The organism is Pantoea sp. XAF26B01_ASV70 (assembly GCF_054512635.1).
The window spans coordinates 334,438-359,883 of sequence record NZ_JBTNCJ010000002.1 but is presented as its reverse complement, the minus strand read 5'-3'; the positions used below and the strand labels follow the sequence as shown (position 1 = coordinate 359,883).

Here is a 25,446-nt window from a genome sequence, read left to right as displayed (position 1 = left end):
GCCATGAAAAAGAATGATTTAGCTGTTATGCACTGGGGCACGTATCACGTCACCACCGAAGGGGACACGCTGACGTCGGTCAGGCCGGTGGCGTGGGACCGTAATCCCTCTGCGATCGGGCAGTCGTTACCGGGCGCGGTGCAAAGCGAAACCCGGGTCAAAAATCCGGCCGTCAGGCTCGGTTATCTCCAGAACAGAAGCGCATCCCGCAACGGGCGCGGCAAAGAGCCGTTTGTGGAAGTGAGTTGGGATGTTGCGTTGCAACTGGTGGCGGAGGAGCTGGGGCGTGTCAAAACAGAGCACGGCAATCAGGCGATCTACGCCGGCTCTTACGGCTGGTCGAGTGCCGGACGTTTCCATCATGCCCAGAGCCAGCTTCATCGTTTCTTTAACCACTATGGCGGCTATATCGCCAGCACCAACACCTACAGCATTGCGGCCGGTGAACGCACGCTGCCGCACATCATCGGCAACCTCGATGAGTTACAACGTCACCATACCCATTGGCCGGTTCTGGCAGAGCATTGCGAACTGTTTGTGGCTATCGGGGGTTTGCCGCTGCGCAATGCGCAGGTCAATGGCGGCGGGGCTAATGACCATGCGCTTTCTCATTGGTTAACCACGCTACGGCAGAATGGCACCCGGTTTATCAACATCAGTCCGGTCAGAAACGATCTCGCTGGGGTGGCGGATGCGGAGTGGCTGGCGATACAGCCCGGCTCCGATACGGCGCTGTTACTGGCAATCGGGCAGGTGTTAATTACTGAATCTCTCTATGACGCGCCATTCACAGAACGTTACACGGTGGGCTTTGACCACTATGCCGCCTACCTGCTGGGTGAACGCGACGGTATAGCTAAAACGCCAGAATGGGCCGCTCCGCTGACCGGGCTGGCGGCCGCGGAAATCCGTGCGTTGGCACGGCAGATGGCGGCGCATAAAACGATGGTGAATATTGCGTGGTCAGTGCAGCGGGCGCGGCAGGGCGAGCAGGCTTTCTGGGCCACCGTTGCGACTAGCGCTCTTCTGGGTCAGATCGGCACGCCCGGCGGCGGGCTGGGCTTTGGTTACGCCTCAACCAATCTGGCCGGTGCCGCCCGGCGACAGTTTTCCGGGCCTCGTCTGCCCGCCGGTCATAATCCGGTTCAGGAGACGATTCCGGTGGCACGCATCGCCGACATGTTGCTCAATCCCGGAGGGCACTATGAGTTTGATGGGCAACAGCGGGTCTATCCCGACATCCGGCTGGTCTACTGGGCGGGCGGCAATGTCTTTCATCATCATCAGGATATCAACAAGCTGATACGCGCCTGGCAGCGGCCGGACACTGTAATTGTGCATGAGCAGTTCTGGACGGCGCAGGCAAAATTTGCCGACATCGTGCTGCCTGCGACCACGTCGCTGGAGCGTGAAGATATTGGCAGCGCCAGCAACGACGGTTTTATCATCGCCATGCCGCAGCATCTGCCGCCGTTTGCAGCTGCAAAATCGGATTACGCAATTTTTGCCGCTCTGTCGCAGCGGCTCGGTTTTGCTGACGCCTTTACGCAGGGGCGTGATGAGCGCCAGTGGCTTCAGTCACTCTATGAAGATTCCCGGCCACGCGCGGCAGCGCAGGGCATCGAACTGCCGCCCTTTGAGGCGTTCTGGTCACAGGGAGTGGTGGAGTATCCCGCGCCAGAGACGCCGCAGATCCTGCTAAAAGCGTTTCGCGATAACCCGGATTCAGCCCCGCTCAGCACGCCGTCGGGGAAAATCGAGCTTTTTTCTCAGCAGGTGGCCGATTTCGGGTATGACGAAGCGCCCGGATTTGCCTGCTGGTATGCGCCGGAATACCAGGCGCAACAGCAGGAAAAGCAGCAGTGGCCGTTGCATCTGCTCTCCAGCCAGCCACGGACCCGGTTGCATAGTCAGTACGATCATGGACGGGTCAGCCGGGCCACCAAAATTGCCGGGCGTGAGCCACTCTGGATGCATCCTGAAGATGCTGCTGCGCGCGGCATTGAGGAGAACAGCATCGTAAAAGTCTTTAACGGACGTGGCGCGCTGCTGGCGGGCGTGCATCTGACGCAGGATATCCTGCCGGGTGTCGTACAGATGTCGACCGGCGCCTGGTATGACCCGCTCGATCAGCAGGAGGGCCAGCCGCTGGATAAACACGGCAATCCCAATGTGCTGACCCAGGATAGCGGCAGTTCACGACTCGGCCAGGGGTGCAGTGCGCAGACCTGTTTTGTCGAGATTGCGCTTTATCAACAGCCTTTGCCTGAGATTACGGCATGGTTACCGCCGGCATTCGTGGCGTGGAGCGCAGAGTAATCTGCGGGTTTAAAGCCCGCGGCGTGGTGGGATATTCCCATCCGTCGCATATACATAGCAGGATTAGTTGGTAGTTAACGCATAAATGAAATGGCAGTGTAAAGCGATTCCATGCCAACAGAGTGTCAATCATGAGCGCGTTAACCACAGCAGAATTGCCGGTAATTGATTTCGCATTATTGTCAGGTAATCAACAGCAGCAGCAACAGGTCCTGGAAAAATTAAGCCAGGCCGCGCGTGATGTCGGTTTCTTCTATTTAATCAATCACGGCATCGACCGTGAACTATTAGATGAGGTTCAGCACGTCGCGCGGAAATTTTTTGCCCTGCCACAGGCGGATAAATCCGCAGTGGCGATGGCGAACTCGCCGCATTTTCGCGGCTATAACCTGGCGGGGGTTGAAATAACCCGCAGCCAGCCTGACTATCGCGAGCAGTTTGATATTGGTGCGGAACGGGAAGCGCTGCCCGTTACCGCCGATTCACCCACCTGGCAACGGATGCAGGGGCCGAATCAGTGGCCTGAAGCCTTACCTGAACTGCAAACGGTGGTCACCCGCTGGCAGCAGCAGATGACAGCGGTGGCGCTGGAGCTGCTGCGCGCCTTTGCCGGGGCACTGAATCTGCCGCGCAACGCCTTCGATAACCTCTATGGCGACTATCCCAACGAACATATCAAACTGATCCGTTATCCGGGCCGCACGGAGGGCGAATCACGCCAGGGTGTTGGCGCGCACAAAGATTCAGGCTTCCTGACGATGTTACTGCAGGACGATCAGCCGGGCTTACAGGTGGAAGTGACGCCGGACAACTGGATCGATGCCTCACCACTGCCGGGCGCGTTTGTGGTGAACATTGGCGAGCTGCTGGAGCTGGCAACCAACGGTTATCTTCGCGCAACGGTGCACCGTGTGGTGTCGCCACCGCAGAGCAGCGAGCGCTTATCCATCGCCTTTTTCCTTGGCGCGCAACTCGACGCCGTGGTGCCGATCTATCAACTGCCTCCTCAGCTGGCTGAACTGGCACAGGGACCGAGCAGCGATCCGCTTAATCCGCTGCTGCGCGAAGTGGGCTGGAACTACCTTAAAGGCCGGCTGCGTTCGCATCCGGAAGTTGCCCAGCGTTTCTACCCCGAACACAACACCCACTGATAACGATAAGAGATAAATGATGATGATTAAAAAGCGCTTTCTGGCCCTTGCCGGTCTTTCACTGCTGATTGCCCAGAGTTTACAGGCCGCGCCGCTGCGCGTAGCGGCCGATCCGCTGCCCCATGCGGAAATCCTGGAGTATGTCAAAACCCTGGATCCGAAACTGGATCTCAAAATTGTTGAGCTGAGCGGGGGCGTGAATGCCAATGAGCTGCTGGCCGCCGGGGATGTGGATGCCAACTACTTCCAGCATCTGCCTTACCTGAAAGATCAGGAGAAGGCGCTGGGGAAAACCTTTGCCGTGGCCGCCAGTGTTCACATCGAGCCGCTGGGTATCTATTCGCGGAAAGTGAAAAGTTTAGCGGCGCTACCTGAAGGGGCCAGCATTGCGGTACCGAACAATACCACTAACCTGAGCCGCGCACTCTGGCTGTTGCAGGACAAAGGGGTGATCAAACTCAACGCGCAGGGTGAAACGGGTTCGACGCTGGTGACGCCAAAAGATATCAGTGAAAACCCGAAGAAAATTAAGATCGTTGAGATTGAGTCGCCGCAACTGCCACGCTCGCTGGATGATGTGGATGCCGCAATTATCAACGGCAACTACGCGCTTGAAGCAGGTCTGACCCCATCGAAAGATGCGCTGGGACTGGAGTCTGCAGCACATAATCCCTACGCCAACCTGCTGGTAACGACGCCAGAACTGGCGAAAGATCCCCGCGTGTTACAGCTGGCGAAAGATCTGCGCTCGCCGCAGGTAGCGGAGTTTATCCGTAAAAATTATCAGGGCTCAGTGATTCCGGTTGCGGACCAGCAGCATGATTAAACTCAGTCATCTCAGCAAACAGTATCCTGGCGCATCTGCGCCAGCGTTAGACGACATCTCACTCACCATCGAAGAAGGGACCATCTTTGGCATCCTCGGTCGGAGCGGAGCGGGAAAAAGTACACTATTGCGCTGCCTCAATCGGCTGGAGAGTCCCACCAACGGCCTGATTGAAATTGACGGGCAGGATCTCGCTGCGATGAGCCTGGCGCAACTGCGTCAGCAGCGACAGCAGATGGGGATGATCTTCCAGCACTTCAATCTGCTGCATTCGCGCAACGTGCAGGACAACGTCGATCTGGCGCTGGAGATTGCCGGTGTGCCTGCGGCTGAACGCCGCGAGCGGGTCGCATCGCTGCTGAAACTGGTAGGGCTGGCCTCCTTTGCTGCGGCCTGGCCGTCGCAGCTCTCCGGTGGACAGAAACAGCGCGTCGGCATCGCCCGCGCGCTAGCCGCCCGACCCCGTTATCTGTTGTGCGATGAGGCGACCAGCGCGCTGGATCCCGAAACCACCACTTCGATTCTCGATCTGCTGGCCGATATTCAGCAGCAGCTCAATATCACCATTGTATTGATCACCCATGAAATGGCGGTGGTGAAGCGGATTTGTGACGGGGCGGCGCTACTTGAGAATGGCCAGCTGGTTGAGACCGGCAGCCTGAGCCAGATCATGGGACGTGAAGAGGGACGCCTGCGCAAAATGCTGCTGAAGGATGGCGAAGCAGACCGGGCGTTTATCGAAAAATATCAGCACGAGGCGTTAACCCGATGCGTAGCATGAGTAGTGAGCGGTTTCAGGAACTGCTGCTGAACGCCACTGGCGAAACACTGTATATGGTGTTGCTGGCGGCCCTTTTCACGGTCGCGATAGGGCTGCCGGTAGGCGTGCTGCTGTTTCTGACCCGGCCAAAAGGCATTCTGCCCAATCGCGCGATTTCACTGCTGCTGAATACGCTGGTAAATACCGGACGCGCCTTGCCGTTTGTGGTGCTGCTGATTGCGCTGATCCCCTTTACCCGTCTGCTGGTCGGCACCACGCTGGGCAGCACTGCCGCCATTGTGCCGATTACGCTGGGGGCATTTCCCTTTTTCGCCCGCATCGTGGAGAACGCGCTGGATGAGGTCGACCGCGGCCGCATAGAAGCGGTGGTATCAATGGGCGGTACCCTGTGGCATATCGTCAGCCGTGTGCTGCTGCCGGAAGCGCTTCCCGCGCTGGTGGCGGGCGTTACCCTGACGATTGTGATGTTGATTGGCTTCTCGGCGATGGCGGGCGTGGTTGGCGGTGGCGGGCTGGGCGATCTGGCGATTCGCTACGGTTATCAGCGTTTCGATAACCAAATCATGGCGGCCACCATTGTGGTGCTGCTGGCGCTTGTGATGCTTATTCAGAAACTCGGCGACCGGCTGGTACGCTCGCTGGCTTATCGTCGATAAGGGGGAACGATGTTTCGCGTGATGTCGCCGAAAGGCTATCTGCAACGGCCAGGGCTGCGGGCCGGGGTGGGAGAAATTATCCGGCCGCTTGCCTCGCATATTCACATCTTCACCTCGCCGCGGGCCTGGCAGGCGGTGAATCCTGACATGAGCATAAGTCTGGAACGGGCGGGGATCCGCTGGCAGCTCGACACCCTGACCGGTGAGTGTACCGATGCGGCGATTGCTGCCCTGCAACAGCAGGTGCAGACGCACGGCGCTACCCTGATTCTGGCAGTCGGCGGCGGGCGGGTTCTGGACTGCGCCAAAGCGGTCAATGATGCGCTGCCGGATATCCGGCTGGTTAACTTCGCCACGCTGGCCGCCACCTGTGCCGCCTGGTCTCCGCTGGCGATTATCTATGATGAGCGCGGCGGCCATCTGCGCAGCCAGCCGCTTAATGCCATGCCGGAGCGGATTCTGGTGGACAGCGAGGTTATCGCCCGCAGCGAGGTACGTTATCTGCGGGCCGGGATCGTGGATGCGCTGGCCAAATGGTTTGAATTTGAGCCTTATCAGCGACAGACGCCGCACCAGCTGGCGCTGGATCTTAAAGTCGCAGCCGCCTGGCAGGCGGTGACGGTGCTGAAACGCTGGGGAGACACGGCAGTGGCCGATAACATCAGGCAGCAGGTCACCCCGGCGCTGGAGAAAGTGATTGAAGCCAACATTATGCTGGCGGGGCTGGCTAACAGTATTCAGGATGAGATGGCAACCCCCGGTTTTGCCCATATCATCCACGATCGCCTGACTCACCAGCCAGAGCTGCATCACTGGCTGCATGGTGAAAAGGTCGGTTTCAGCTTGCTGGTACAATCCTGGATTGAACAGCAGGGTAAGCAGGTGGAGCCTGAACTGCTGGCGCTGCTGCGCCGTTTCCACTCGCCTCTGACGCTGCCTGCGGCGATTAACGCGGACAGGATGAGACAGATTGCGCAGCAGATCCATTTCCCCTCCGCCAGCCTGGCGCACCTTCCCTTTACGTTCGATCACCCTCTGCTGGAGCAGGCCTTGCTGGCGACTTCTGCGTTTAAACAGTAAGTGCGGTCAGCGAATCGATCAACGGTCGCCGCTTGCTAACCTACCAATAGTAACTTACCTTTAGTAGCTTAATGGCTAATCAGGTAAGGTGACGACGATGCATGCATTAATAGTGACTTCCCATCCCAATCAGGACGCTCACACCCATCGCGTGGCGGACCAGCTGGCGCAGGGCATTATCGCGACAGGCCACCATACAGCTGAAAAGGCCGATCTGGCGGCAGAAGGGTTTGATCCACGTTTTACGCTCAGCGATCACAGACATTTCAACGGTCTGGCACCGACGCCGCCCGATGTGCTGGCAGAACAGCAGCGGCTGGATCGTGCCGATGCACTGGTGCTGGTCTATCCGGTCTACTGGTGGTCATTTCCGGCACAGCTTAAAGGCTGGATAGACCGCGTTTTCATCGCGGGCTGGGCCTTTGATGAGCAGGATGGCCATATCGTAAAACGCCTCGGCCATCTTCCCGTGCATCTGCTTGCGATTGGCGCGGCTGACAACCGAACCTTTCTGCGGCGCGGCTATTTCGCCAGCATGCGGAATCAGATTGATCACGGCATCTTTGACTATTGCGGTGCGCCGGTGGTGACCAGTGAACTGTTGCTTAGCGGCGATGAAGGTTATCCTGAGTCACACTATCAGCTGGCGCATCAACTGGGCCAGCGTCTGTTCGCCCATCAGGAAAAACATGACCGTTGAAAAAACACCCCGTAAGCGTCTGTCACGCGAAGCACGACGCAGGCAGTTGTCAGACGTCGCGTGGCAGATAATGCAAACCGAAGGCAGCGAGGCACTGACGCTGGCCAGAGTCGGCGATGCGGCGGGGGTCAGTAAACCGGTGGTTTATGACCACTTCACCACCCGTCATGGATTGCTGGCGGCATTGTATGACGATTTTGATCGCCGCCAGACCGAAAAGATGGAAGCGGCGATGAATGCCGCGCCGATGGTGATGCAACAAAAAGCGGAAGTGCTTGCGGCCTGTTATGTGGATTGTGTGATGACGGAAGGGCGTGAGATTCCGGAGTTGCTGTCAGCGCTCAGCACCTCACCGGAACTGGCTGCCGTCAAACGCCACTATCAGCTCGACTTTATCGCCCGCTGTCAGCGCTGGTTTGTCCCTCTGGCAGGCAGCAGCGGTATTCCGGAAGCAGGCATGTGGGGCTTGCTGGGGGGCGCGGATGCCATCGCAGGTGCGGTGGCACGCGGCGATGTCAGCAAACGGGAAGGAGAACAGGCGATCACTGCCATGGTCGTGGCGCTGGTGGCAGGCAGCCGTGCGTCGGAATCGGATTAGCATAAAAAAGGCGGCCCGCAGGCCGCCGAATCCTTCAACCACAACAGGCGTTGTGTAAGTAGTGGCAACGTACAATGATGATCGTTTTAGCCTTTCACCCCGCCTGCGGTTAAACCGCTCACCAGCCAGCGCTGCGCCAGCAGGAAAACCAGGGTGATCGGAATCGCGGAGAGCACCGCCGCAGCGGCGAAATCGCCCCACAGATAGTTCTGCGGATTGAGGTACTGCTGCATCCCGACCGCCAGGGTGTAGCTGTTTACATCGCGCAGCAGCAGCGAGGCGACCGGCACTTCAGTCACCGCGGCGATAAACGCCAGAATAAACACCACCGCCAGAATCGGCACCGACAGCGGCAGCAGCACCAGCCGGAACGCCTGCCACGGCGTTGCGCCATCCAGCGCGGCGGCCTCTTCCAGTGACCCGTCGATAGTTTCGAAATAGCCTTTGATAGTCCAGACATGCAGCGCGATACCGCCCAGATAGGCGAATATCACCCCACCGTGGGTATTCAGCCCTATAAAAGGCAGATACTGACCGAGACGATCAAACAGGGCATAGAGCGCCACCAGCGACAGCACCGCCGGGAACATCTGGAAAATCAGCATTCCTTTTAGCAGGCTGGCACGGCCGGTAAAGCGCATACGGGCAAAGGCATAGGCGCAGGTGGTAGAGAGCGCCACGATGCCCAGCGCACTGATTGCCGCAATCTTGATCGAGTTCCATAACCAGAGCAGCACCGGGAAGGGCGGCGGTGTCACCCGGCCATCCGCATGTTCCACGCTGAAACCCAGCGCCAGACGCCAGTGCTCCCACGAGATCTGCTCCGGGATCAGGCTGCCGGTGGCGAAGTTCCCGGCACGCAGCGAAATCGCAATCACCATCAGCAGGGGAAAGAGAATCGCCGCGATAAATAACAGCAGCAGCAGATGCGTGGTGAACAGACGCAGCCGTTGCGATTTCGGTTGTACCATAGCCATAACAACTCCTCTGAGCCTGGTCCCTCAGGCTATTTTATTTGTCAGTCTGACCCCGGGCAGTGCTCACAATCCTCACCTCCCAGGTTGCGGTTGTTCCACGCTCTTCGCGTCCGGACTGCCTGCAACCATGACGCCAGTCGGGCCAGGCGCTTAGTCGAATTTCATTCGCGAGGCTTTCAGGTTAATCACCGCCAGCGCACCTACCAGCAGGAAGATCAGCGTGGCGATAGCGGCGGCCAGCCCAAAGTCCTGCCCGCCGCCGCCCTCAAAGGCGATGCGCCAGGTGTAGTTCACCAGCAAATCGGTGTAACCGGCTGGCGTGGTGGTGCCGAGGCGATCCGGCCCGCCGTTGGTGAGTAACTGCACCAGCACAAAGTTATTAAAGTTAAAGGCAAAGCTGGCGATCATCAGCGGCATCAGTGGTTTCAGCAGCAGCGGCAGAGTAATCAGAAAGAAGTTCTGCAGCGGTCCCGCACCGTCCATCGCCGAGGCTTCATAGAGATCGTCCGGAATCGCCTTCAGCAGGCCCATGCAGAGGATCATCATGTAGGGGTAGCCGAGCCAGGTATTGACGATAATCAGCATGGCGCGCGCCAGCGTCGGGTCACTGAACCAGGCGGGCTTCACGCCAAACAGCGCGCTGAGCATCACGTTGATTTCACCAAAGCTCTGGTTGAACAGTCCTTTGAAAATCAGGATCGAGATAAACGCCGGCACGGCATAGGGCAGAATCAGCATTACCCGATAGACCGCTTTGCCGCGCAACGCCTCCCACTGCACCAGACAGGCCAGCACCATGCCCACCGCGACGGTCAGCACCACGGTGATCAGCGAGAAGAGTAGCGTCCAGCCAAATATCGCCAGGAACGGCTTCTGAATCCCTTCGTCAGTAAACACCCGCACGAAGTTTTTCCAGCCGGTATTCACGGTAAAGCCGGGACTCAGGGTTTCGTTCGCCCAACTGCCGTCGGCGTTAATCGCCTGGTAGAAACCAGTCTGCGGATTAGCACGATAGCGCGCGTTACTCTGCTGGTTGATCAGCTCATCCTGCACACCCACCCGATAGAGCGGCTGGGTGCCGGAGAACTGGCGCAGCGAACTCATCCGCAACTGACGACCATCCGGCAGTTCCGCCCGGATCTGGCTCAGTGCCTGACGATGGGTCGTGATCGCTCTGAAGTTCGCCCGTTCACCTGAAGGTGGTGCGGCAGGGGCCATTTTCAGTGTCTGTTCAGCGCCAAACTGAAACGGCGGTGAAACATAGTCTTTGCCATCATTCAGCACCAGCTGCCAGCGATCGCCGGCCGGGAACAGAGAAAAACTGACTGCTTCACCCGACTGGAAGGTGCGGCCCAGCAAAACCTGCTGCGCCCGTTCAAAGGTGAGCTGGTTGCTGCTGCTGTAGTTGGTAAAGGCAATGGCAATCGTGCAGGCGAGAGGGAACAGTACAAACAGCGCCATTCCCGCTACGCCGGGATAGACATAACGCCACGCATAGGCGCGACGGTTAGCAAAAATCCACAGTCCGGTCGCACTGAGGATCAGCGTCAGCAGCGCAAACAGATATTCGCCCTGCGCGTACATCAGCACCAGCAGATAGCCGACCAGCAGACAGCAGATCCCGATGAGAACGCTTTTCAACAGCACACTGCGCGTTTTCGGTTTTCCTGACATGATGCGGTTTTCCTTAACGGTCACTCAAGCCGGGTTGCCCCGGCTGCAAGGGGAGAATTACTTCTTCAGACGGGCCTGAGCATCTTTCAGTGCGGCGTCGACGCTCTGACGACCGCCCAGCGCGTTCAGGGTAGCGGTGCGCATCGCATACCAGAATGCCGCCATCTGCGGGATATTCGGCATGATGTCACCCTGACGGGCGTTGTTCATGGTGGCGGCGATACGCGAATCTTTTTCCAGCGTCTGCTGGAAAGATTTCAGCGCCACAGCACCCAGCGGCTTATCTTTGTTGACCGCATCCAGACCGGTGTCAGTCAGCAGATAATTCTCCAGGAACTCTTTCGCCAGCTCTTTGTTAGGACTGGCGGCGTTGATCCCGGCACTCAGCACGCCGACAAAGGCTTTCGACGGTTTACCGTTCAGGGTTGGCAATTCGGTGACGCCATAGTCGATGCCGCTTTTGTCGAGGTTGCCCCACGCCCACGGACCATTAATGGTCATGGCGGTTTCGCCCTTGTTAAAGGCGGCCTCAGCAATCGAATAATCGGTGTCCGCATTCAGGGTTTTGGCTTTAACCTGATCGACCAGGAACTGCATGCCCGCTTTAGCTCCGGCGTTATCGACGCCGACATCCTTCACGTCATAATGTCCGTCGGTGAGCTTAAAGGCGTAAGCCCCGCCTGCGGCCAGCAGCGGCCAGGTGAAGTAGGGTTCCTGCAGGTTAAACATGATGGCGCTTTTGCCTTTGGCGCGCAGTTGCTTGTCGAGACCGGCGATCTCTTCCCAGGTTTTTGGCGGGGTCGGCAGCAGCTTTTTGTTGTAGATCAGTGACAGCGACTCAACGGAAATCGGGTAGCCAATCAGCTTGCCGTCAAAGCGCACCGCGTCCCAGGTGAACGGGAAAATCTTCTCGCGGAAGCTGGCATCCGGCGTGATCTCAGCCAGCAGGCCGGACTGCGCGTAGCCGCCGAAACGGTCATGTGCCCAGAAGATAATATCCGGGCCATCGCCGGTCGCTGCGACCTGCGGATACTTCTCTTCCATTTTGTCAGGATGTTCGACCGTAACTTTGATGCCGGTCTCCTGCTCAAATTTCTTACCCACTTCGGCAAGGCCGTTGTAGCCCTTGTCACCGTTGATCCAGATGACCAGTTTACCTTCCTCAATTTTTGCCATCGCGCTGGCCGAAAAGAGCACGGCAGAGAGGGCAGAAAGGGCCAGAATTCTTGCTCCGGTTTTCATCGTCATAAATCCATCCTGTTAGCGGAAGTGGTGAATGCTGTACCGGCATCATTGTGCTTATCCGCCACGGCTTCTCATCCTCCTCTGCTCTACGCCCCTCGGCCTGCCGCTGTGATCGCGCTGGCAAAAAGCCCCTCAAGCGGGCGCTTACGCGGCAAAAATTCCTGCGGGTCTGCGTTAGCGATCACAAAAAAGCGCGTCAGCGTGCGGGCCGCGGCGTCAGCCCGCGTTTCTCCTCCTCCCGCCTCCTCCCCCAGCGGAATGCATTGCGGTGGAGGATGTTACCGTCAGTTTCCTCTCGCATAGTGAGCCCCGGAACTCGTCTGCCGCTGGGCAGACACGACTATGCAGCTAAGAGGGAAGGGATCATGGCGAGCGTTGTGTTACGCAATGTCACGAAAGCCTGGGGCGATACGGTGGTGTCGAAAGATATCGATCTCACTATTCGTGAAGGGGAATTTGTTGTTTTCGTCGGCCCATCAGGCTGTGGCAAATCGACGCTGCTGCGCATGATTGCCGGACTGGAGACCATCACCAGCGGCGAGCTGTTAATCGGCGACCGGCGCATGAATGAAGTGCCACCCGCCGAACGCGGCATCGGCATGGTGTTTCAGTCCTATGCGCTCTATCCCCATCTGTCGGTGGCGGAGAACATGTCTTTTGGCCTCAAACTGGCCGGGGTGAAAAAAGCGGAGATCCAGCAGCGGGTTAATCAGGTGGCGGAGATTCTGCAACTGGCGCATCTGCTCGATCGTCGGCCTAAAGCTCTCTCTGGCGGGCAGCGTCAGCGCGTGGCGATTGGCCGCACGCTGGTGGCGGAACCGCGCGTCTTCCTGCTGGATGAACCACTGTCGAACCTTGACGCCGCGCTGCGCGTTCAGATGCGCATTGAGATCTCCCGTCTGCATAAGCGCCTGAAGCGCACCATGATTTACGTGACCCACGATCAGATCGAAGCGATGACGCTGGCCGACAAAATCGTGGTGCTGGATGCCGGACGCATTGCGCAGGTCGGCAAGCCGCTTGAGCTGTACCACTATCCCGCCAACCGCTTTGTCGCCGGATTTATCGGCTCACCAAAAATGAATTTCCTGCCGGTCAAAGTGACCGCCACCGCCATCGATCAGGTTCAGGTGCGGCTGCCGAATCAGCAGCTGGTCTGGCTGCCGGTTGACAGCGCCGGTGTGCAGGTCGGCAGCAACATGTCACTGGGTATTCGCCCGGAACATCTGCTCTCCAGCGATATCGCCGACGTCACCCTGGAAGGGGAAGTGCAGGTGGTGGAACAGCTGGGGCATGAAACACAGATCCACATCGAGATTCCCGCTATCCGTCAGAACCTGGTTTACCGCCAGGAGGACGTCGTGCTGGTAAAAGAGGGCGCCATCCTCGGTATTGGCCTGCCGCCCGAGCGTTGTCACCTGTTCCGCGAGGACGGGAGCGCGTGCCGCAGGCTGTATCAGGAGCCGGGTGTATAGCCCTGCCAAAAACAATAAAAGCAATGACCTCAGGAGATAGAAAATGTTAACTCTGCGCAAACTTCCCATCGCCGTTGCCGTCGCGGTGGGAACCCTCTCCGCCCCGACGATGGCGGTTGATTTTACCGGTTACGCCCGTTCCGGCATTGGCTGGACCGGCAGCGGTGGTGAACAGCAATGTTTCCAGGCCACCGGTGCCCAAAGTAAATACCGTCTGGGCAACGAATGTGAAACCTACGCCGAACTGAAATTAGGCCAGGAAGTGTGGAAAGAGGGCGACAAAAGCTTCTATTTCGACACCAACGTGGCTTACTCCGTGGCACAGCAGAATGACTGGGAAGCCACATCGCCCGCCTTCCGTGAAGCCAACGTAAAAGGTAAAAACCTGATCGACGCGCTGCCAGGCTCTACCATCTGGGCCGGTAAGCGTTTCTATCAGCGTCATGACGTCCATATGATCGACTTCTACTACTGGGATATTTCCGGTCCGGGTGCCGGTCTGGAAGATGTCGATCTCGGCTTCGGTAAACTCTCTTTCGCCGCAACCCGTTCATCTGAAGCGGGCGGCTCTTACACCTTCTCCAGCGATCGTATCCGTGACTTCGCCACCAGTACTGCCAACGACGTGTTTGATGTGCGTCTGGCCGGTCTGGAAACCAACACCAACGGCGTGCTGGAGCTGGGTGTCGATTACGGTCGTGCCAACGCCCGTGACGACTATCGTCTGGAAGAGGGTGCCTCTAAAGATGGCTGGATGTTCACTGCTGAACATACCCAGAGCATGCTGAAGGGCTACAACAAATTCGTGTTGCAGTATGCCACCGATGCGCTGACCTCTCAGGGCAAAGGCGTGCCGCAGGGCACCAGCCTCAATAACAATGGTGACATGTACCGCATCCTCGACCACGGTGCGATCTCGCTGGCCGAACGCTGGGATCTGATGTACGTCGCTATGTACCAGAACATCGATCTGGACAACAACCGCGGCACCGAGTGGTACACCGTGGGTGTGCGTCCGATGTACAAATGGACGCCGATTATGAGCACGTTGCTGGAACTGGGCTACGACAACGTCAAATCACAGCAGGCTAACGAGCGCAACGGCCAGTACAAAGTGACGCTGGCGCAGCAGTGGCAGGCGGGCGACAGCATCTGGTCACGTCCGGCTCTGCGTCTGTTCGCGACCTACGCCAAATGGGATGAAAAGTGGGGTTACAACAAAGATAACTCAGGCGATCTCACCACCTTCGCCTCTGCGGACACCAGCGGCAACGGCATCCTGACCAACAGCCGTGGTAAAGACGATGAAGTGACCTTCGGCGCGCAGATGGAAATCTGGTGGTAAGCCAGCACCTTTTCTGACAGGCGCGCCTGCGCCTGATGGATCTCTTTGGTCGCGGTGTGCCATTGCCTGGTTCACGCCGCGACCTGCAATAAGGTAGACATAATGAAAATGAAAAAACTGGCTGCACTCTGCCTGAGTGCGGCGTTACTGACAGGACACGCGCTTCCCGCCCTGGCGGATGTCAATCTGGTGCCGCAGGATCTCTCGTCCGCACCGGTCGTGGCACCCGAGACACTGCAACGCCTGAGCTGGCAACCGCTGGCTGCTTCTCAGACACAGACCACAAAACTCGCTAACAGCGGACAGATGCTGAATGCGCCACACATTGCCGGTCCGGTCGCGGCCTACAGTCTGCCCGCCAATATCGGCGAACTGACGCTGACGCTGAGCAGTGAAGTGGCGAACGGTCAGGTTTTCGCGCCGAACGTGCTGGTGCTGGATGAAAACCTGCGTCCCGCGGCCTGGTTCCCCAGCCGCTACTTTACCTATCAGAAGCCGGGCGTGATGGCGGCAGATCGACTGGAAGGGGTGATGAAATTAACCCCGGCGCTGGGTCAGCAAAAAATCTACCTGCTGGTGTTCACCACCGACAGCGATCTGACACAAACCACCACGCTGCTTGACCCGGCCAAGGCCTACGCCCAGGGCACCGGTCATGCGGTACCGGATATCCCCGATCCCGTCGCCCGCCACAGCCGGGAAGGCACGATCAAGCTGAAGATGCAGACCAGCTCCGGCTCATCCATTCTGGTCGGGCCGCTGTTTGGTTCATCCGGCCCGAGCGCGGTGACCGTCGGCAACACCGCACCTGCGGCAGCGTACAGCGCAGCACCGGCGCCTGCACCCGCCGCAGCGCCCGCGCCAAAAGCCCGTGCGGAACCGATCATGAGCGACACCGAGAGTTACTTTAACCAGAAGATCAGACAGGCGGTGAACAGCGGTAATATCGATAAGGCGTTGAAACTGCTGGATGAAGCCGAGCGGCTGGGTTCCACCTCTGCACGGCAGACCTTTATCAGTAGTGTTAAAGGCAAGGGGTGAAGCTGCCCCGACAATACTGATGTTGTTCCATCTGGTGCGCTGCGGCGCACCTTTTTTTGTTGCAGAGATCCTGATTGCATGATTTTTTTGCGTGGTTTTACGCATTGCGTAAGTCATGCTGTGGGCAATAGCGTTTGATGAATATAGGCTAACTAAGCTGTTTCAGGGATGACTTTTCTGGAGGCTATATGCGAAGTTACACGACAACACAGGCCCGAAAATATCTTGCTGAAATCATGGATATCGTGAGGGCGGGTGAGCCTGTGATTATCACCCGCCGGGGCGGCTCTGCTGCTGTGCTTATCAGTCGCGAAGAGTTTGATGTCTGGCAGGAAATAAAACAGGGCGCCAATTTTTCAGGCGATACGGAAAAGCATAATCAGAAACTTTTAATGAAGACTTAGTAACAAAACATTCGCTCTTATCGCGATCAATGCATTTGCATTACCAATGTAACTGCATCACTGCTGACTTATCCTGGTTAATAATAGTGAGAATCCACGATGGGAACTCTGACTCATGCAAACATCTCTCTGCGTGCTTCATCAAAACTGACAGCCCGCGGACAGACCACCATCCCTGCCGCAGTTCGTGATGCGATGAATCTGCAACCTGGTGAGAATATCGAATACGCTGTTCTGCCGGGCGGCAAAGTCCTTATTACCCGTCAGGAAACGGTGGCTGATGATGATCCAGTGAAGGCGAGCTTTCTGAGTTTTCTTCCTGCTGACAGGCGCAACACGGCTGCAAATATTAAAATGCTGGATCGAGGATTATTAACTCGCATTACATCGTTGACCGAAGGTATGGACGTTGATTTGGATGCTCCACTCATGGACGATGAGTAATTAAGTATGGAAGACAGCACGGTTATAAATGGATGGCACGTTTATGTTCCTCCCTGTTTTGAATCGCAGCTGAATGCGCTGACCAATGAAGTGGAGTTACTCAGGGCTAAATATCCTGAAAGTTACCAGCGAAAAGCGACGACGAAGCTTTTAGCCGCTGTGTTTAAAGTTATCAATAGTGAGATTTGCGCCGATCCACATCAGGCAAAGTTTCGCCAGGGCGATACGCTGGGAGAACAAAATAAGCATTGGTTCCGTGCAAAGTTTTTGATGCAGTATCGTTTGTTCTTTAGATTCAGCGAGCAACATAAAACCATCATTCTTGCATGGATGAATGACGCTGAGACCAAACGTGCTTATGGCAGTAAGCGTGACGCCTATAAAGTATTTTCAGGAATGTTGCATAACGGCTATCCACCTGACGACTGGGCATTGCTGTTAAAGCAATCTCAGGATTGGGCGAATACAAATTCGGAATATCCATAAATCCTGAAAAATATCCGGTTAGTGTTTTTAGACGCTCGTGCTCAGGGTGATCTTTTCACTGTTGAGAGGTGCTGATTACAGTAGCAGAGTGCGAGCCGTTGCCGGCCCGCACGCTGTAATAACTGAAAATTATGTAAAACAGGCTGCGTGAGACACGAGTCTGAGTCGCGCGTTAACCTTCAATTGCGCAGTAGTCGCTTCCGGCGTGCCGTCAGATCACGCAGCAGCGTGTCAGTGGCAGGATCGCTGAACAGCGTTTCCAGCGTGGCGCTGAGCTTGCGTCGCCAGTTCGGATATTCATCGCTGGTGCCCGGAATATTGACCGGCGCCGCCATATCCAGCCAGTCCTCCGGTTGCAGTCCCAGCAGGGCGCTGTGACTGTCAGCCAGATAGCGCTGCATCGCCCGGTTTAATGCCTTGCTCATGCCGGTGCGACGTGCATCGCGTCCGGCACGTTTCGGCAGGGCACCAACGCGATGCAGACTCTGCAGCAGCGCCTGCTTCGCCCGCAGCCGATCCTGATACAGCCCGGCCAGCACCACCTTGTCGGGATAGAGGCCGAGTTGTGCGCCGGTGGTCAAATCATCGCTCTGCCACCAGCCACGCAGCGTCGGAAGATCGTGAGTGGTCGCGACCGCCATTGCCTGCCGTGGCCATTCGGCGGGCGGACGAAAACGCTGGCCTGACTCCTGCTCAAAATAGAGCACCTTATAGGAGTAGACCCCGCCATCGCGCAGCTTATCGACAATCGCTTCCGGCACGGTACCGAGATCTTCACCAATTACCATGCAGCGATGACGCTGACTTTCCAGCGCCAAAATCGCCAGCAGATCGTCGATGGGATAGTGCACGTAGGCACCGTGCATGGCACGCTCACCGGCCGGAATCCACCACAGCCGCATTAGCGCCATCACATGGTCAATGCGCAGTGCGCCGCAGTGGCGCATGTTGGCGCGCAGCAGGGCGATCCATGGCTCCCAGGCGCGCTGACGCATCACCTGCGGATCCATGGGCGGCAATCCCCAGTCCTGGCCGCGCGGGCCGAGAATATCGGGCGGCGCACCGATGCTGGCATCCATGCAGTAGAGATCGCGCTCGCTCCAGGTCTCTGCGCCACCCTGCGCAACACCCACCGCCAGATCGCGGTAAAGGCCAATCGGCATCTGCTGCTGCTGGCAGATGTCCCAGCTGTCGGCAAACTGCTTCGCGGCCAGCCACTGCAGCCAGAGCCAGAAGCGCACCTGATCGGCGTGCTGTTGCAGGAAGGCCTGCACGGCCGGACTGCCGGGATCCTGCAACGCCTCCGGCCACACCGGCCAGCCCCAGCGCTCACTATCCTGCGCTATCTGATCGGCGTGCAGCGCATCAAACAGCGCCTGATGCTGAAGACTCTCGCCTCCTTCACGTATAAATCTATTAAACGCCTGCACCTCGGGATCGCTGGCGTCACGCTGAGTAAACTGCGGCCACGCCAGCCTCAGCGCGTCAATTTTCAGCCGGGTCACCGCCGCATAATCGACCCATTCTGCTGCGCGAGCCTGCTCCAGCGCCTGCTCTGTTTCCGGACGATGCCACCAGGCCTGAGCGGCAGCGCTCTGCCGGAAATCAGCGACTGCGCCCACGTCGATGTAGAGCACATTAAGCCAGCGCCGGGACGAGGGGCTGTAAGGGCTGGCACTCTCCGGGCTGGAGGGAAACAGCGCATGGATAGGGTTAAGACCGATAAACGCGCCGCCGCGTGCAGCGACCTCCGGCAGCATCCGACGCAGATCGCCAAAGTCGCCTATTCCCCAGTTCTCCGCCGAGCGCAGGGTATAGAGCTGCACGCAGGCGCCCCATAATGACTCACCTGCCAGCAGGGCCGGGGGTTCATAACAGCGGGCCGGGGCAATTATTATCCGGCACGACCACTGCTGCGCACCCTGTTGCAGCGTCAGCTCATGATAGCCTTCAGGCAGCGGCGGCAGATGCAGCGGCTGAGCGGGCTGGCAGCGACCTGAGCTGATTTCACCCGCTTCACTGGTGAGATGCCAGTGGGCATCGTCAGCGAGCTGTGGCGACAGGCTCAGAAGATCGCCGCTGCGAAAAATCACCACCGGTGGCAGCGGCGTGCTCAGCGGATGGGAAGGCTGCATCACCGCCAGCAAACGCTGGCGGGTCAGGGTCGGGATCGCCTGTGGCTTGCCGTGAGCATTGATATACTCAGCGGCGATGCCCGCCCGGGAGAAATCGTCCATAACCGGATCTGTTTTCATGGCGTTCCTTAGCGTTTCGCTTGCCAGATGCGCTGCTGGTAATCGCGGATAGCGCGATCGGAGCTGAACATGCCACAGCGTGCGGTATTGAGGATGGTGGCACGTGTCCAGGCCTCCTGATCGCTCCACAGCGCTTCTACCTGCGCCTGTGCGTCAAGGTAGGGCTGGAAGTCAGCCAGTACCAGATAAGGATCACCGCCTTCCGGGCCGAGACTCTGCAACATCGCATCAAAGGCGTGGCAGTCGCCCTGGCTGAAGGTGCCATCTTCCAGCGCCAGTAAGACCTGATTGAGCTGCGGATCTTTCTTGCGCCACTGCGCTGGGGCATAACCGTCTGCTTTTAAAGCCACCACCTGTTCCACGGTATGCCCGAAGATAAAGATGTTCTCGCTGCCAACCTGCTCAGCGATCTCGACGTTCGCTCCATCCAGTGTGCCGATGGTCAGTGCGCCGTTCAGCGCCAGTTTCATATTTCCGGTGCCGGACGCTTCTTTACCGGCGGTGGAGATCTGCTCAGAAAGGTCGGCGGCGGGAATCAGCCGCTCGGCGACGGAGACGTTGTAATCGGGAATAAACACGACTTTCAGCCGGTCACCGATGCGGGGATCCTGATTGATCACCTCGGCCACTTTGTTGATGGCATAGATGATGTTTTTCGCCAGTGCATAGCCGGGCGCGGCTTTGGCACCAAACAGCACCACGCGCGGCGTCCGGTTAGCCTGCGGATCGGTGACCAGCGTCTGCCACAGCGCAATGATGTGCAGCAGGCTCAGATGCTGGCGTTTGTACTCATGCAGTCGTTTGATCTGTACGTCAAACAGCGCGGTAGGGTCAATCTCAATGCCGGTCCGCTGTTTCACCCAGTGCGCCAGCGCGACTTTGTTCTGCTGCTTGATGGCGCGATATTCCGCGCAGAAGGCGGCGTCATCCGCAAAGGCTTCCAGCCCCTGCAAGGCATCGAGATCGTTCAGCCAGGGTTTTTGCAATGTCCGGGTGATCAGCGCACTAAGCGCCGGGTTGCACTGATTGATCCAGCGGCGCGGCGTAATGCCGTTGGTCACGTTGTGGAATTTCTCCGGCCACATCTGGTGATATTCCGGGAAGAGATCCTGCACCACCAGTTTCGAGTGCAGCGCCGCCACACCGTTGACCGCGAACCCGCTGGTGACGCAGAGGTTTGCCATCCGCAGCTGGTTATTATGCACCAGCGCCAGTCTGGCCCACTTCGCTTCATCGTCCGGCCAGCGCGCGGTGACAGCCGTTTTTAGCTGCGCGTTCAGGGTATTGATGATCATCATATGGCGCGGCAGCAGGCTGCGCACCAGACGCACATCCCAGCACTCCAGCGCTTCCGGCATCAGGGTGTGATTGGTGTAGGCAAAAGTGTGCTGTGTGATCTGCCAGGCGCGATCCCAGCTCAGCTGATGCTCATCCAGCAGCAGACGCATCAGCTCCGGGATGGCCAGCGTCGGATGGGTGTCATTAAGCTGGATCACTTCATGATCGGCCAGGGTTTCGATGCTGCGGCCGGCCCGATGATGGCGACGCAGAATGTCAGCCAGCGCACAGGCGCACTGAAAATATTGCTGCATCAGACGCAGTTTTTTACCGTTCTGATGATTGTCATTGGGGTAGAGCACTTTAGTCAGTTTTTCAGCATCAATACCCTGTTGTTCAGCGCGCAGAAAGTCGCCGTCGTTAAAGCGACTGAGGTTAAACGGCTGGGCATGTTTCGCCTGCCATAGACGCAGTGGCTGGCTGATACCATTCTGATAACCCACCACCGGCAGATCCCAGGCTTCGCCGAGCAGTTCAAACGCCGGTTGCCACTGTGGCTGACCCGCAACCGTCACCACTTTACCGCCCAGCCCGACCCGCACGTTAAGCGCGGCGTTGTGGTTAAACCACGGATAGCGGTCGCGCTGCCAGTCATCCGGGCCTTCAATCTGCGCGCCCTGTTCGAAGCGCTGGCGGAACAGACCGTACTGATAGTTCAGACCGTAGCCCGTAGCGGGCTGACCCACATTCGCCATGGAATCCAGGAAACAGGCTGCCAGGCGACCCAGGCCGCCATTACCCAGCGCCGGATCCGTTTCGGTTTCCAGCACGTCAGTGAGTGAGATCTCCCAGGCGGCCAGGGCCTCGTTGACCGGGTCATACCAGCCCAGGTTCAGCAGGTTGTTGCCGGTCAGGCGACCGATCAAAAACTCCATCGACAGATAGTTAACATGGCGCAGTTCTGTCGGGGCCGGGGGAGCAGGCTGCGCGACCAGCATATCGGCCAGCGCACCGCTGAGTGCCTGCCACCACTGTGTCGTGGTCATCTCCTGCGCATCGCGCAGGCCAAAACGCTGCCACTGACGGGTCAAGGCAGCATTGAACTGAATCGGGTTGAAATCGGGCTGTGTCATGGTTGATGTCCTGTGAAAACGGAAAATGGATCAATGTGGCGACAGTTTGCCCGCGCGGAAACCCTCGCTCATCCTCCTGCAAAAAATTAGCGGAGGAGGATGGGGAGGGTGGAGAGGATGAGGCTAATCCGAAATCGTTGAAGGAGTGTGATTGCGCACGCTTTTGTAAAGTTTAATTAATGGGTTTGCTTGCATTCATCTGACGAAATGCTGAACCTGTGTAAGGAATAATTACGAAGCGTAAAATAATGATGCGCTCGACAAATGGAGAAACGCGCGCCCATGTTAATACCCGCTAAACTCAGCCGCCCGGTGCGTCTTGAAGGCACTGTGATTCGGGAGAGATTGCTGCAAAAACTCACCGCTGCCGGTAACTATCGGCTGGTGCTGGTCACCAGTCCGGCGGGCTACGGTAAAACCACACTGGTGTCGCAGTGGGCGGCAGGGAAAAGCGATCTGGGGTGGGTTTCTTTAGATGAGGGCGATAATCAGCCGGAGCGTTTTGCCGATTACCTGATCGCTGCACTGCAACAGGCCACCCACAGTGGCTGTCCGCGCAGTGAGCTGCTGGCCCAGAAGCGGCAGTATGTGAATCTCAATGCCCTGTTTTCTCAGCTCTTTATCGAGCTGGTGGAGTGGCAGCAGCCTCTGTGGCTGATCGTTGATGACTACCATCTGATTACCAATCCGGTGATCCACGACGCGATGCGCTTTTTCCTGCGCCATCAGCCTGAAAATCTGACGCTGATTCTGATGTCACGTAATCTGCCGCAACTCGGTATCGCCAACCTGCGGGTGCGTGAGCAACTGATTGAGCTGGGCAGCCAGCAGCTGGCTTTTACCCACCAGGAGGCGCGACAGTTTTTTGACTGCCGACTGGCGGCCCCGCTGGAAAGCGAAGAGAGCAGCCGACTCTGTGATGATGTAGCGGGCTGGGCTACGGCGCTGCAACTGATCGTACTGTCGGCGCGACAGGGGGCCAGTTCGGCTCAGCATTCCGCCCGGCGTCTCTCTGGCATTAATGCCAGCCACCTCTCCGATTATCTTGTTGAAGAAGTCCTGGATAACGTCGATCTGCCTACCCGTCATTTCTTACTGAAAACCGCGCTGCTGCGTTCAATGAACGATGAACTGATCGCCTGTGTCACCCGCGAAGAGAACGGCCAGATGCGGCTGGAAGAGATTGAGCGTCAGGGTCTGTTTCTGCAGCGCATGGACGATTCCGGCTGCTGGTTCAGCTACCATCCGCTGTTTGGTAACTTCCTGCGTCAGCGCTGCCAGTGGGAACTGGCGGCGGAACTGCCTGCGCTGCATCGGGCTGCGGCAGAGAGCTGGATGGCGCAGGGATTTCCCGGCGAGGCGATTCATCATGCGCTCGCCTCTGGCGACGCTACCATGCTGCGGGACGTGCTGCTGAAGCACGCCTGGACGCTGTTTAATCAGAGCGAGCTGCCACTGCTGGAGAACTCCCTGAAAGCACTGCCGTGGGAGATGATGCTGGAAAATCCAATGCTGGTACTGCTGCAGGCGTGGCTGATGCAGAGTCAGCATCGCTTCTCCGAAGTCGACAGTCTGCTGGCGCGTTTTGAACAGGCCAGCCGCTGCGAGATCGATGCAGCACTGCGCGGTGAATTTAATGCGTTGCGCGCCCAGGTGGCGATTAACGATGGCAATACCGATGAAGCGGAGCGGCTGGCGAAAGTGGCGCTCGACACTCTGCCAGCGAGCCGTCACTACAGCCGCATTGTGGCAACCTCGGTACATGGCGAAGTGATGCACTGCAAAGGTGAGCTGGATGATTCACTCAAACTGATGCGGCAGACCGAACAGATGGCGCGGCGCGATGAAGTGTGGCACTACGCCCTTTGGAGCCTGATTCAGCAGAGCGAGATTCTGTTTGCTCAGGGCTTTTTGCAGGCAGCCTATGAGATCCAGAGCCGCGCCTTTGTGCTGGTCGACGAGCAGCACCTGGCTCAGTTCCCGCTGCATGAGTTTCTGCTGCGCATTCGCGCTCAGTTGCTGTGGGCCTGGGGACGACTGGAAGAGGCGGAGCAAGCGGCCCGGGAAGGCATCAAGGTACTGAACGGTTTCCAGCCGCAGCAGCAGATTCAGTGTCTGGGATTGCTGGTGCAGTGCTCACTGGCACGTGGCAATCTGGATAACGCCCGCAGCTACCTGAACCGGCTGGAAAACCTGCTGAACAATGGCAACTGGCACAGCGACTGGATAGCCAATGCCGACAAAGTCCGGGTCATTTACTGGCAGTTGACCGGCGACAGCCAGAACGCCCGTGACTGGATGCGGCAGACGCCTAAACCCGCCTTCGCCAATAACCATTTTCTGCAGGGACAATGGCGGAACATCGCCCGCGCGCAGATCCTGCTGGGTGATGTCAGCCAGGCGGAAGTGGTGCTGGAGGAGCTGAATGAGAATGCCCGTGCCCTGCGCCTGATGAGCGATTTAAACCGTAATCTGCTGCTGCTGAATCAGATCTACTGGCAGACCGACCGCAAAGCGGAGGCGCAGCGTGTCCTGATAGAGGCGCTGAAACTGGCGCGCAGCACCGGTTTTATCAGCCATTTTGTGATTGAAGGCGAGATGATGGCGCAGCAGCTGCGGCAATTGATTCAGCTGAATACCCTGAATGAGCTGGACAGCCACCGCGCCCGGCGCATCCTGCTGGAGATCAATAAATATCACCGTCACAAATTCGCCCATTTCGATGAAGGCTTTGTCAGCCGTTTGCTTAACCATCCTGACGTGCCGGAGCTGATCCGAACCAGTCCGCTGACGCAGCGTGAATGGCAGGTGCTGGGATTGATCTATTCGGGCTACAGCAACGATCAAATCGCCGGTGAGCTGGCGGTGGCCTCCACCACCATCAAAACCCACATTCGCAATCTCTATCAGAAGCTGGGCGTCACCCATCGCAGCGAAGCGATGAATCAGGTGCAGTCGCTGCTGAAAATGATGGGATATGTCTGACGACAGGCGTATTCAGGGGCGGGCTTCAGCCCGCTCCGCCGCATAACAGCACACCGTCGAAACAGGCGGTCTGTATCAATGGGAAGCGGGGCAGTTACTTTACTGCGCAACATGCAGCTCTGATTTGCCGGATTTCGGGCCCTGATTTCTTCCAGCCGGTGCATAAATATCGCATGCATCAGCGCGTTACGGGCTTCACCTTTATTCAGCCTCGCGAGGTCCCGCCTGCAGCAGTTAGGGTAGTGCTTCCTGAAATTACGGATTTCTGAGGTTCAGGAAAATTAATTCTGAGTGGTTAAACAGTGTCCCCTTACCATACCTCTTAAAAGTCAGATGAATTATAGAAAATGATATATGCTTTTGCTTTTTTTTGAGTTCAGGATTGTCATTCCCTGCTTATGAAAAAAGTGCCTTAATAAAAATGCAATATGTATTATTTCATGAAAAGAGTAAATTGTTAGCAGGGTAATTATTAGCCTTTAATGTCATTAGCTATTAACTAGTTAGTTAAAAAATAGCATCCCCGAAAATTTTTTTTAAAATTAAACGAAAACATTATAAAACAACGAAAAACGTTTCATTACACTCCATAG

At 57.5% G+C, this 25,446-nt stretch carries 20 protein-coding genes; 15 read left to right on the top strand and 5 right to left on the bottom strand.

Annotated features, from left to right (window positions below):
- Positions 1-3: 3 nt before the first annotated feature.
- The 8 genes from ACX8ZY_RS21175 to ACX8ZY_RS21140 all read left to right on the top strand — a co-directional run bounded on the left by ACX8ZY_RS21175 (position 4) and on the right by ACX8ZY_RS21140 (position 8,111).
- Positions 4-2,319 (top strand): molybdopterin-dependent oxidoreductase, encoded by a 2,316-nt coding sequence (locus ACX8ZY_RS21175; RefSeq protein ID WP_158149939.1) that lies wholly within the window; start codon positions 4-6, stop codon positions 2,317-2,319.
- 131 nt (positions 2,320-2,450) lie between these two features.
- Positions 2,451-3,470 (top strand): isopenicillin N synthase family dioxygenase, encoded by a 1,020-nt coding sequence (locus ACX8ZY_RS21170; protein WP_010670745.1) that lies wholly within the window; start codon positions 2,451-2,453, stop codon positions 3,468-3,470.
- 22 nt (positions 3,471-3,492) lie between these two features.
- Positions 3,493-4,296, top strand: a complete 804-nt coding sequence (locus tag ACX8ZY_RS21165; RefSeq protein ID WP_158150021.1) for a MetQ/NlpA family ABC transporter substrate-binding protein — start codon at positions 3,493-3,495, stop codon at positions 4,294-4,296.
- Entirely contained in the window at positions 4,289-5,077 is a 789-nt protein-coding gene (locus tag ACX8ZY_RS21160; protein WP_421665411.1) for a methionine ABC transporter ATP-binding protein, read from the top strand. The genes ACX8ZY_RS21165 and ACX8ZY_RS21160 overlap by 8 nt, the downstream gene beginning before the upstream one ends.
- On the top strand, positions 5,065-5,733 hold the full coding sequence (locus ACX8ZY_RS21155; protein ID WP_022624728.1) for a methionine ABC transporter permease: 669 nt from the start codon (positions 5,065-5,067) through the stop codon (positions 5,731-5,733). Before ACX8ZY_RS21160 ends, ACX8ZY_RS21155 begins: the two co-directional genes overlap by 13 nt.
- A gap of 9 nt (positions 5,734-5,742) precedes the next feature.
- Positions 5,743-6,813: an iron-containing alcohol dehydrogenase family protein gene (locus ACX8ZY_RS21150; protein WP_258995963.1), complete on the top strand. Its 1,071-nt coding sequence runs from the start codon at positions 5,743-5,745 to the stop codon at positions 6,811-6,813.
- Between the two features lie 97 nt (positions 6,814-6,910).
- Entirely contained in the window at positions 6,911-7,513 is a 603-nt protein-coding gene (locus tag ACX8ZY_RS21145) for an NAD(P)H-dependent oxidoreductase (RefSeq protein WP_129063381.1), read from the top strand.
- Positions 7,503-8,111, top strand: a complete 609-nt coding sequence (locus ACX8ZY_RS21140) for a TetR/AcrR family transcriptional regulator (RefSeq protein WP_022624730.1) — start codon at positions 7,503-7,505, stop codon at positions 8,109-8,111. The genes ACX8ZY_RS21145 and ACX8ZY_RS21140 overlap by 11 nt, the downstream gene beginning before the upstream one ends.
- Positions 8,112-8,197: 86 nt before the next feature.
- On the opposite strand, the gene malG is transcribed toward ACX8ZY_RS21140, so the two are convergent.
- The 3 genes from malG to malE form a co-directional block, all read right to left on the bottom strand.
- Entirely contained in the window at positions 8,198-9,088 is an 891-nt protein-coding gene (gene malG, locus ACX8ZY_RS21135) for a maltose ABC transporter permease MalG (protein WP_010247369.1), read from the bottom strand.
- 150 nt (positions 9,089-9,238) lie between these two features.
- Positions 9,239-10,762, bottom strand: a complete 1,524-nt coding sequence (malF, locus tag ACX8ZY_RS21130; RefSeq protein ID WP_425021163.1) for a maltose ABC transporter permease MalF — start codon at positions 10,760-10,762, stop codon at positions 9,239-9,241.
- 57 nt (positions 10,763-10,819) lie between these two features.
- Positions 10,820-12,010, bottom strand: coding sequence for a maltose/maltodextrin ABC transporter substrate-binding protein MalE (gene malE / locus ACX8ZY_RS21125; protein ID WP_167423207.1), 1,191 nt, complete (start codon positions 12,008-12,010; stop codon positions 10,820-10,822).
- A gap of 362 nt (positions 12,011-12,372) precedes the next feature.
- Here malE and malK point away from each other — a divergent pair, with 362 nt between their 5' ends.
- From malK to ACX8ZY_RS21095, 6 genes are all read left to right on the top strand, one after another.
- Positions 12,373-13,482 carry a maltose/maltodextrin ABC transporter ATP-binding protein MalK gene (gene malK, locus ACX8ZY_RS21120; RefSeq protein WP_010247360.1) on the top strand — a complete coding sequence of 370 codons (1,110 nt, stop codon included), beginning with the start codon at positions 12,373-12,375 and terminating at the stop codon, positions 13,480-13,482.
- A gap of 43 nt (positions 13,483-13,525) precedes the next feature.
- Entirely contained in the window at positions 13,526-14,827 is a 1,302-nt protein-coding gene (locus ACX8ZY_RS21115; protein ID WP_033760237.1) for a maltoporin, read from the top strand.
- 102 nt (positions 14,828-14,929) lie between these two features.
- A complete protein-coding gene (gene malM / locus ACX8ZY_RS21110) occupies positions 14,930-15,868 on the top strand; it encodes a maltose operon protein MalM (protein ID WP_167433094.1) in 939 nt (312 codons plus the stop codon).
- Positions 15,869-16,056: 188 nt separating this feature from the next.
- Complete coding sequence (locus tag ACX8ZY_RS21105; protein WP_421665408.1) at positions 16,057-16,272, top strand: type II toxin-antitoxin system Phd/YefM family antitoxin; 216 nt, start codon at positions 16,057-16,059, stop codon at positions 16,270-16,272.
- A 99-nt stretch (positions 16,273-16,371) separates the two neighbouring features.
- On the top strand, positions 16,372-16,716 hold the full coding sequence (locus ACX8ZY_RS21100) for a type II toxin-antitoxin system PrlF family antitoxin (protein WP_256844073.1): 345 nt from the start codon (positions 16,372-16,374) through the stop codon (positions 16,714-16,716).
- A 6-nt stretch (positions 16,717-16,722) separates the two neighbouring features.
- Positions 16,723-17,202, top strand: coding sequence for a type II toxin-antitoxin system YhaV family toxin (locus tag ACX8ZY_RS21095; protein ID WP_421665407.1), 480 nt, complete (start codon positions 16,723-16,725; stop codon positions 17,200-17,202).
- A gap of 179 nt (positions 17,203-17,381) precedes the next feature.
- On the opposite strand, the gene malQ is transcribed toward ACX8ZY_RS21095, so the two are convergent.
- Both malQ and malP read right to left on the bottom strand, forming a co-directional pair.
- Positions 17,382-19,457 carry a 4-alpha-glucanotransferase gene (malQ, locus tag ACX8ZY_RS21090; RefSeq protein WP_421665406.1) on the bottom strand — a complete coding sequence of 692 codons (2,076 nt, stop codon included), beginning with the start codon at positions 19,455-19,457 and terminating at the stop codon, positions 17,382-17,384.
- 8 nt (positions 19,458-19,465) lie between these two features.
- The gene (gene malP / locus ACX8ZY_RS21085; protein WP_256849621.1) at positions 19,466-21,868 is read right to left on the bottom strand and encodes a maltodextrin phosphorylase; all 2,403 of its coding nucleotides are present in this window, start codon (positions 21,866-21,868) and stop codon (positions 19,466-19,468) included.
- A gap of 282 nt (positions 21,869-22,150) precedes the next feature.
- On the opposite strand from malP, the gene malT reads away from it, so the two are divergent.
- Positions 22,151-24,853, top strand: coding sequence for an HTH-type transcriptional regulator MalT (malT, locus tag ACX8ZY_RS21080; RefSeq protein WP_022624740.1), 2,703 nt, complete (start codon positions 22,151-22,153; stop codon positions 24,851-24,853).
- Positions 24,854-25,446 lie beyond the last annotated feature (593 nt).

Excerpts from the sequence above, each read along its gene's own strand:
- ACX8ZY_RS21175 (WP_158149939.1), top strand. The coding sequence starts at position 4 with ATGAAAAAGAATGATTTAGCTGTTATGCACTGGGGCACGTATCACGTC.
- ACX8ZY_RS21170 (WP_010670745.1), top strand. The coding sequence starts at position 2,451 with ATGAGCGCGTTAACCACAGCAGAATTGCCGGTAATTGATTTCGCATTA.
- ACX8ZY_RS21165 (WP_158150021.1), top strand. The coding sequence starts at position 3,493 with ATGATTAAAAAGCGCTTTCTGGCCCTTGCCGGTCTTTCACTGCTGATT.
- ACX8ZY_RS21160 (WP_421665411.1), top strand. The coding sequence starts at position 4,289 with ATGATTAAACTCAGTCATCTCAGCAAACAGTATCCTGGCGCATCTGCG.
- ACX8ZY_RS21155 (WP_022624728.1), top strand. The coding sequence starts at position 5,065 with ATGCGTAGCATGAGTAGTGAGCGGTTTCAGGAACTGCTGCTGAACGCC.
- ACX8ZY_RS21150 (WP_258995963.1), top strand. The coding sequence starts at position 5,743 with ATGTTTCGCGTGATGTCGCCGAAAGGCTATCTGCAACGGCCAGGGCTG.
- ACX8ZY_RS21145 (WP_129063381.1), top strand. The coding sequence starts at position 6,911 with ATGCATGCATTAATAGTGACTTCCCATCCCAATCAGGACGCTCACACC.
- ACX8ZY_RS21140 (WP_022624730.1), top strand. The coding sequence starts at position 7,503 with ATGACCGTTGAAAAAACACCCCGTAAGCGTCTGTCACGCGAAGCACGA.
- malG (WP_010247369.1), bottom strand. The coding sequence starts at position 9,088 with ATGGCTATGGTACAACCGAAATCGCAACGGCTGCGTCTGTTCACCACG.
- malF (WP_425021163.1), bottom strand. The coding sequence starts at position 10,762 with ATGTCAGGAAAACCGAAAACGCGCAGTGTGCTGTTGAAAAGCGTTCTC.
- malE (WP_167423207.1), bottom strand. The coding sequence starts at position 12,010 with ATGACGATGAAAACCGGAGCAAGAATTCTGGCCCTTTCTGCCCTCTCT.
- malK (WP_010247360.1), top strand. The coding sequence starts at position 12,373 with ATGGCGAGCGTTGTGTTACGCAATGTCACGAAAGCCTGGGGCGATACG.
- ACX8ZY_RS21115 (WP_033760237.1), top strand. The coding sequence starts at position 13,526 with ATGTTAACTCTGCGCAAACTTCCCATCGCCGTTGCCGTCGCGGTGGGA.
- malM (WP_167433094.1), top strand. The coding sequence starts at position 14,930 with ATGAAAATGAAAAAACTGGCTGCACTCTGCCTGAGTGCGGCGTTACTG.
- ACX8ZY_RS21105 (WP_421665408.1), top strand. The coding sequence starts at position 16,057 with ATGCGAAGTTACACGACAACACAGGCCCGAAAATATCTTGCTGAAATC.
- ACX8ZY_RS21100 (WP_256844073.1), top strand. The coding sequence starts at position 16,372 with ATGGGAACTCTGACTCATGCAAACATCTCTCTGCGTGCTTCATCAAAA.
- ACX8ZY_RS21095 (WP_421665407.1), top strand. The coding sequence starts at position 16,723 with ATGGAAGACAGCACGGTTATAAATGGATGGCACGTTTATGTTCCTCCC.
- malQ (WP_421665406.1), bottom strand. The coding sequence starts at position 19,457 with ATGAAAACAGATCCGGTTATGGACGATTTCTCCCGGGCGGGCATCGCC.
- malP (WP_256849621.1), bottom strand. The coding sequence starts at position 21,868 with ATGACACAGCCCGATTTCAACCCGATTCAGTTCAATGCTGCCTTGACC.
- malT (WP_022624740.1), top strand. The coding sequence starts at position 22,151 with ATGTTAATACCCGCTAAACTCAGCCGCCCGGTGCGTCTTGAAGGCACT.